This window comes from Rhodococcus sp. ENV425 (genome assembly GCF_002887785.1).
Lineage (GTDB): Bacteria > Actinomycetota > Actinomycetes > Mycobacteriales > Mycobacteriaceae > Rhodococcus > Rhodococcus aetherivorans.
Window position 1 is genome coordinate 18,315 of the sequence record NZ_PCZU01000308.1, and the last position, 7,336, is coordinate 25,650.

Sequence of the window (7,336 nt, forward strand, 5' to 3'; positions counted from 1 at the left end):
GGCGGTCGAACTGCTGAAGAGCCTCGCCGTGCGGGAACCGGACCCGTCCGGCGGTTACGACCGCGCCCTGTTCGGGCCGGCATGGACCGACGACGTGACCGTCGCGGGCGGGCGCAACGGCTGCGACACGCGCAACGACGTCCTGAAGCGGGATCTCGTGAACATCAAGCTGGCGCCGGTGACGAAGGAGTGCACCGTCGAGGCGGGGACCCTGTACGACCCGTACACGGGGCGGGAGATTTACTTCCGGCGCGGCGTCGACACGTCGTCGGCGGTGCAGATCGATCACGTCGTCGCCCTGTCGGACGCGTGGCAGAAGGGTGCGCGGCTGCTCGATGCGCAGGCCCGCAAGAACCTCGCGAACGATCCCCGGAACCTGCAGGCCGTCGATGGGCCCACGAACCAGGGCAAGGGCGACAAGGACGCGGCGCAGTGGCTGCCCCCGAACTCGGAGTACCGCTGCACCTACGTCTCCCGGCAGATCGAGGTGAAGGCGGAGTACGGCCTGTGGATCACGCCGGACGAGAGGGACGCGATGGCCAGCGTCCTGGCCACCTGCTGACGGCCGGGCCTCAGGCGCGGCGGTGCGCGAGGTGCTTGCGGACCGCCGTCACCACCCCGACCGCCGAGGCGACGATCACCACGATGCACACGATGCCGACCGCCAGGTTCAGCTGAGCCGTCAGGTCGGAGCCCGTGCGCTCGCGCAGGTCGGAAAGGAACTGCGGCGAGAAGTACGGCCGGTGCACGAGCACGGCCGTGGCCACCGCGATGGCGAGCAGATCGGAGACCACCGACAGCGCGGTGACGGCCGTCGTCCAGCTGCGCACGACCAGCGCCACGCTCGCCGAGACCACCCACAGCGCCGCGACGGCCATCATCGCCGGCACCAGCCGGTCGGTGAAGCTGGGGTCGAGGGCTTCGTACCCGGCACCGAAGAACGACGGCGCGAGCGACGGGGACAGGCTCGCCACCCCGATCAGCACGACCACCGCGAACACCAGTTCCGCGACCGCCTCGCCGACGGGGATCTCCCGGCCGTGCGGCACCGCCGGGAGGTCGTCCGGGTCCCACCGGCCGAGGTCCGTGCCGGCGGGCGCGGTGCGCTCGAGCACCGCGAAGACGACGGTCACCCAGAATGCGGCGTACACACCGCCGGTCAGGGCCGCGTCGATCGCGTCCCACACGACGTCGGCGGTGTCGAGGGGTGGGGCCGCGGGAGCGGTGGCCTCGGTCAGGGCGCCGAGCAGGGTCAGTCCGCCGAGCACCGCCGCCACGACCCCGACGACGGGCCACAGCACCCGTAGGTAGGTGTCGTAGAGCCGGGGACCGATCAGGTGCCGCGGGGCGCCCCGGTAGGTGCGGGCGAGATCCTCCGGGGAGCCGAGGCCGGCGAGCACCTCACGCACGTCGCGGTCGGCGGCGGCGTCGTCGATGCGCCGGCGCAGTTCGGCGGCCACGTCGTCGCGCCGGGACCGCGGCAGGTGGACGAGGACGGCGTGCAGGTACCGGTCGACGAGTTCCCCGTCGGTGAGGCGGGTGGACATCTCGGTGTTCCTTCCGTTCGGTCCCGGTCTGCATGTGCGGCCGGGCGGGGCGACCCGCGCCGACCGGGACCGGGCGGTACTGTGCCGGTACACAGTATTGGGCAGGACCTGCGAGGGTGTGGGGAAGCGCGATGACGGCCGAGCCGCTCGACGAGTACTTCACCGCCACCGTCCGCGGCTGGAGCGCCGGCCGTGCCGTGGCCGGACAGGTACCGGACGAGCTGGTGCTGCGCTGTTTCGACGCCCAACTGCAGTCCCGTCACCTCGACTTCGCGGCCCGGGAGATGCAGCGGCGCGGTGCCGGGTTCTACACCATCGGCTCGGCCGGGCACGAGGCGAACGCCGCCCTGGGCCTGCTGTCCCGGGTCACCGATCCGGCACTGCTGCACTACCGGTCGGGGGCCTTCTATGCCGCGCGGGCGGCCCGGGTGCCGGGCACGACGCCGGTGCGGGACGTGCTCGCCGGCTGCACCGCCTCGACGCTGGACCCGATCTCCGGCGGCCGGCACAAGGTGTTCGGCAACGCCGAGTTGAACATTCTCCCGCAGACCTCGACGATCGCCTCCCATCTGCCGCGCGCGGTGGGGACGGCGTTCGCCCTCGCCCGCGCGGCCCGGCTGGGCCTGCAGTGCCCGTGGCCCGCGGACTCGGTGGTGCTGTGCAGCTTCGGGGACGCCTCGGCGAACCATTCCACCGCGGTCGGGGCGCTCAACGCGGCCGCCTACTGCGCGTACCGGGGGCTGCCGCTGCCGCTGCTGTTCGTGTGCGAGGACAACGGGTTCGGCATCAGCGTCCGGACGCCGGAGGGCTGGGCGGAACGCACCCTCTCGTCGTATCCGGGGGTGAGCTACCGCGCGGCCGACGGCGCGGACCCGGTCGGCGTGCTCACCGCCGTCGCGGACCTGCTCGTCGCCGTCCGCACCTCCCGCGCACCGGCCGTGCTGCACCTGAAGACGGTGCGGTTCCTCGGCCACGCCGGCTCCGACGCCGAGACCGCGTACCGCACCCGCGAGGAGATCGCCGCCGACTACGTCCGGGATCCGTTGCTGGCCACCGCGCGTACTCTGGTCGACCGCGGAACACTTTCCTCCGCAAGGATTCTCGAACGATACGAGGAGATGCGTTCCGTCGTCGCCGCCGAGATGGAGGCGCTCGCGACCGCCCCGCGGCTGGTATCGGCCGCCGAGGTGATGCGGCCGCTGCACGCGCACGGTCGCCGGCGGGTTCCGGACGAGCCGGGGCTCCCGTCGCCGGAGCCCCGCACGCTCGCCCAGGCGGTGAACGCCGCGCTCACAGGGATTCTCGAGGCGATACCGGAGTCGTTCGTGTTCGGTGAGGACGTGGCGGACAAGGGCGGGGTGTACGGGCTCACGCGCGGTCTGCTCCGCCGATTCGGGCCGCACCGCGTCTTCGACACGATCCTGGACGAGCAGACGATCCTCGGTACGGCACTGGGTTTCGCGGTGGCGGGCCTGCTGCCGATTCCGGAGATCCAATACCTGGCCTACCTGCACAACGCCGAGGACCAGTTGCGCGGCGAGGCGGCGAGTCTGATGTTCTTCTCCGACGGCCGCTTCCGCAACCCGATGGTGGTGCGCATCGCCGGCCTCGCCTACCAGCGCGGCTTCGGTGGGCACTTCCACAACGACAACTCCGTCGCGGTGCTGCGCGACATTCCCGGTCTGGTGCTCGCGGTGCCGAGCCGTCCGTCGGTTGCGGGGGCGCTGCTGCGCAGCTGCGTGCACCTCGCGCGCAGTGAGGGCCGGGTGTGCGTGTTCCTCGAGCCGATCGCGCTGTACCACGAGCGCGACCTGTACGACGAGGGCGACGGGCTGTGGCAGGAGCCGCCCGATTCCGTTGCGGTACAGCCGGGCTCGGTGCGGGTGTACGGTACGGGCGACGACGTGCTCATCGTGACGTTCGGCAACGGCGTCCGGATGAGCCTGCGCGCGGCCCGTCGGCTGTCGGCGCGCGGCGTGGAGGCCGCCGTGCTGGACCTGCAGTGGCTGGCGCCGCTGCCGCTGGCGGAACTGCTGGCGTGCGCGCAGTCCTTCCCGCGCGTGCTGGTGGTGGACGAGACGCGGCGCAGCGGCGGGGTGTCGGAGGCGGTGGTCACCGCACTGGTGGACGCGGGCTACCGGGGCCGGATCTCGCGGGTCACCAGCCGCGACAGTTTCGTGCCGCTCGGCCCGGCGGCGGCCGAGGTGCTGCTGTCCGAGGACGACGTCGTCAGCGCGGCGACGGAGTAGCGGCGCGCGGTCGCGGTCGTCTCCGGGTCGCCGCCGTCGCGCTGCTCGACGGCCTCGCGCCCCGCCCCGGCAGGGACGAAGGTCCCGGGAAGCGGGGACATTCACCGGGCAGGAATACCCGGAGGGGTACTTGAAGAGTCCCGGGCCCGGGTCTACAGTCATCGTTGAATACCCCACCGGGTATCAAGGGGCGTGGAGGCCCAGCCCGCGTCCGCGCCTGCGTCACGGACGGAAAGGACTGTTCACATGTCGCTCCATTCAGGCAACGGTGCCGCGCGACATCGAGTACTCGTCGTCGGAGGTGGCACGGCCGGAATCGCGACCGCTGCGCGCCTGCGCCGGGCCGGCGTCACCGACATCGCGGTGATCGAGCCCTCCGATGAGCACTGGTACCAGCCCCTGTGGACGCTCGTCGGCGGCGGACAGGCGTCGCTGGACGAGACCCGCCGAGCCGAGGAGAAGCTGATCCCCAAGGGCGTCCGGTGGATCCGGGCCGCCGCGACCGCCGTCGACCCCGACGCGCAGACCGTCACGACCGAGCGCGGGACCGTCGTCGGCTACGACTACCTTGTGCTGGCCACCGGCCTGCAACTCGACTGGGACGGCGTGCCGGGCCTCGCCGAGGCCGTCGGGCACGGTGCCGTCTCGAGCAACTACTCCTCGCAGTACGCCCCCTACACGTGGGAGCTGATCCGGAACATGCGCTCCGGCACGGCGATCTTCACCCAGCCCGCCGGCCCCATCAAGTGTGCCGGCGCGCCGCAGAAGATCGCCTACATCGCCTCCGACTACTGGCGGCGGCAGGGCCTGCTGGACGGGATCCGCGTCATGCTCGTCCTGCCCGGCGACTCGATGTTCGGCATCCCGTCCTGGCGGCAGACCCTCGAGGGGGTCGCCGCGAAGTACGGCATCGAGGTGCGCCTGAGCTCGGAGATGACCGCGCTCGACGGATCGTCGCGCAAGGCGACGATCGTGAACAACGCCACCGGCACCGAGGAGGTCGTCGGGTTCGACATGCTCCACGCCGTGCCCCCGCAGCGCGCGCCCGGCTGGGTCGCGGCGAGCCCGCTCGCCAACCCGGCGAGTCCCTTCGGCTACGTCGAGGTCGACAAGCACACGCTCCAGCACCGCCGGTATCCCAACGTGTTCGCACTCGGTGACGTCGCGGACCTGCCGACGTCGAAGACCGGCGCGGCGGTCCGCAAGCAGGCGCCCGTTCTCGTCGCCAACCTGGTCGCCGAGATGCGCGGCGTCGGCAAGCGCAAGAGCTACGACGGGTACTCGTCCTGCCCGTTCGTCACCGCCCGGGACAGGATGATGCTCGCGGAGTTCGACTACGAGCTCAACCCCTCTCCGAGCATCCCGGTCATCGACACCACCAAGGATCGCCGCGACATGTGGCTGCTCAAGCGCTACGGCCTGCCGGCCATGTACTGGCACGGGATGGTCAAGGGCCGCGTCTGAGTCACCGGAGGCGGCGCAGCGCGATCGGTTGCCCGTCCGACGGGTACGGAAGTGACGTGAAGTTCAGCGGCGCAACGTAATCGGACGGAACGTGCCACCGGTACCCGAGCAGCAGGTGGTGCAGCACCGTCTTGATCTCGGCGCCGGAGAAGTACATGCCCAGGCAGCGGTGCTCTCCGGCGCCGAACGGCGTCCACGCGAACTTGTGCACGCGGTCCTCACGTCGTTCCGGTGCGAAGCGACCGGGATCGAACTTCTCCGGTTCCGGCCACAACTCGGGCATGTGGTGGCTGTAGTGCAGCCCGACGTTGATCAGGGTGCCGCGCGGCACGAAGTGGCCCAGGATCTCGGTGTCGGCGGTGGTGTACCGGACGATGCCGGGTACCGGGGTCACGATCCGCTGGCACTCCTTGATCACCAGGTCCAGGCTCGTGAGCGATTCGAGGTCCGCCAGGGTCGGGCTCGTCGTACCGAGTGCCTGCGACTCCTCCCGGCACAGTTGCTGCCACTGGGGGAACTGGCCGAGGTACTGCAGCACGGTGGACAGCGTGATGGTCGAGGTGTCGTGCGCAGCCATCATCAGGAAGATCATGTGGTTGACGACGTCCTCGTCCGAGAATCGCTCGCCGTCCTCGGATTCCACGTGACACAGCGCGGTGAACAGGTCGTCGCCGTCACCGGCGCGACGGGCCGGCAGGTAACGCCGGAAGAACTCCTCGAGCCGGCGGCGGCCCACCACGCCACGGCGCCAGCGGGTTCCGGGCAGGGGATAGCGCACGATCGCCGTGGCCGCCTGCACGCACCCGATGAACGCCTTGTTCACCTCGGCCATCTCGGTGGCCGACGATCCCTCGGCACCGCCCATGAAGATCGACGTGGCGAGCCCGAGGGTGAGGTCCTTCAGTGCCGGGTAGGCGCGGAAATCCTCGCTCGGTGTCCACGAGTCGAGGGCCTGTGCGATCGCGGGCTGCATCGAGTCCGTGTAGCGGGCCAGGCGGTCCCGGGTGAAGGCCTGCTGCATGATCCGGCGGTGCGTGCGGTGCTCGTCGCCGTCGAGCAGCATCAGGCCGCGGTCGAAGAACGGGCCGATGAGGGTCCGCCAGCCCGGACCGTTCGCGAGGGCCCGGTCGCGGTTCTGCAGCGCGGCGCCGCAGGCGTCGGGTCCGAGCAGCACCACCCAGGGCCGGCCCGCGAACCGGAACCAGGACACCGGCCCGTGTTCGCGGTATCGCCGGTCGTAGGCCCTCAGCGGGTTGCGCATGTAGTCGAGGGCGTACCCGACGTAGGGCAGGCCGGCGTCCCCGGGTACCGCGGTCAGGCCGGGCGGGGAGGGCGCGAGCACTTTCGTCATGAGGTCTCCGATTCGTCGGACCGTATCTGACATGAAGCTCTGTCAATTGACAGTAGCGTGGATCACAGGCGGCGATCTGTCAAGATTCGACTATGGGCAGGCCCAGTCGTCAGTACCGCGGAAAGAGCGCCGAGCAGCGCACCGCCGACCGCCGTGAGCAGTTGCTCGCGGCCGGCCTGACGGTGTTCGGCCGCGAGGGCGGTGACCGTGCCACCATGACCGCGATCTGCCAGGAGGCCGGGCTCACCGAGCGGTACTTCTACGAGAGCTTCTCCGGCCGGGACGAGCTGCTCGTGTGCGTCGTCGAGCGGATCGCCGACGAGATCCGCGAGCGCGCGCTGACGGCACTCGCCGAATCCGAGCGCGGCCCCGAGGAGCGGGCCCGCGCCGCCATCGCCGCGTTCGTCGCGGTCCTCACCGACGATCCGCGCAAGGGCCGGGTCGCCGTCGTCGAGTCCGCGGCCGCCGGGCCCGTGCGCACCCGTCGCCGGGAACTGCTGCGCCAGTTCGCGGACCTCGTCGCGATCGAATCCCGCGAGCTGTGGGGCGACCGCGCGCTGCAGCCGCCCCACGACCAGATCGCCGCGCTGCTGTTCGTCGGGGGCCTCGCCGAGCTCATGACCGCGTGGCTCGGCGGCGAGATCGACGTGACCCCCGATCAGATCGTGGAGGCGGCGACTCGCCAGTACACGTTCACCGCCCACCGCTGAGGCTGTCGTCGCGCT

Annotated in this window: 6 protein-coding genes; 4 read left to right on the forward strand and 2 right to left on the reverse strand. The window is 71.2% G+C overall.

The window, feature by feature from the left end; genetic code table 11:
• The coding region (locus CQZ88_RS29035; RefSeq protein WP_258008876.1) for an HNH endonuclease family protein at nt 1–562 on the forward strand (562 nt) is incomplete at its 5' end.
• 10 nt (nt 563–572) lie between these two features.
• Here CQZ88_RS29035 and CQZ88_RS29040 read toward each other — a convergent pair.
• On the reverse strand, nt 573–1,547 hold the full coding sequence (locus CQZ88_RS29040; protein WP_102800645.1) for a hypothetical protein: 975 nt from the start codon (nt 1,545–1,547) through the stop codon (nt 573–575).
• Nucleotides 1,548–1,678: 131 nt separating this feature from the next.
• Between CQZ88_RS29040 and CQZ88_RS29045 the strand changes: the two genes are divergently transcribed.
• Together CQZ88_RS29045 and CQZ88_RS29050 are read left to right on the forward strand one after the other, a co-directional pair.
• Complete coding sequence (locus CQZ88_RS29045) at nt 1,679–3,796, forward strand: thiamine pyrophosphate-dependent enzyme (protein WP_029546024.1); 2,118 nt, start codon at nt 1,679–1,681, stop codon at nt 3,794–3,796.
• A 246-nt stretch (nt 3,797–4,042) separates the two neighbouring features.
• Nucleotides 4,043–5,260 (forward strand): FAD/NAD(P)-binding oxidoreductase, encoded by a 1,218-nt coding sequence (locus CQZ88_RS29050; RefSeq protein WP_102800646.1) that lies wholly within the window; start codon nt 4,043–4,045, stop codon nt 5,258–5,260.
• Nucleotide 5,261: 1 nt separating this feature from the next.
• Here CQZ88_RS29050 and CQZ88_RS29055 read toward each other — a convergent pair whose 3' ends face one another.
• A complete protein-coding gene (locus tag CQZ88_RS29055; protein ID WP_043798673.1) occupies nt 5,262–6,611 on the reverse strand; it encodes a cytochrome P450 in 1,350 nt (449 codons plus the stop codon).
• Between the two features lie 92 nt (nt 6,612–6,703).
• On the opposite strand from CQZ88_RS29055, the gene CQZ88_RS29060 reads away from it, so the two are divergent.
• The gene (locus tag CQZ88_RS29060) at nt 6,704–7,321 is read left to right on the forward strand and encodes a TetR/AcrR family transcriptional regulator (RefSeq protein WP_050035902.1); all 618 of its coding nucleotides are present in this window, start codon (nt 6,704–6,706) and stop codon (nt 7,319–7,321) included.
• Nucleotides 7,322–7,336: the final 15 nt, after the last annotated feature.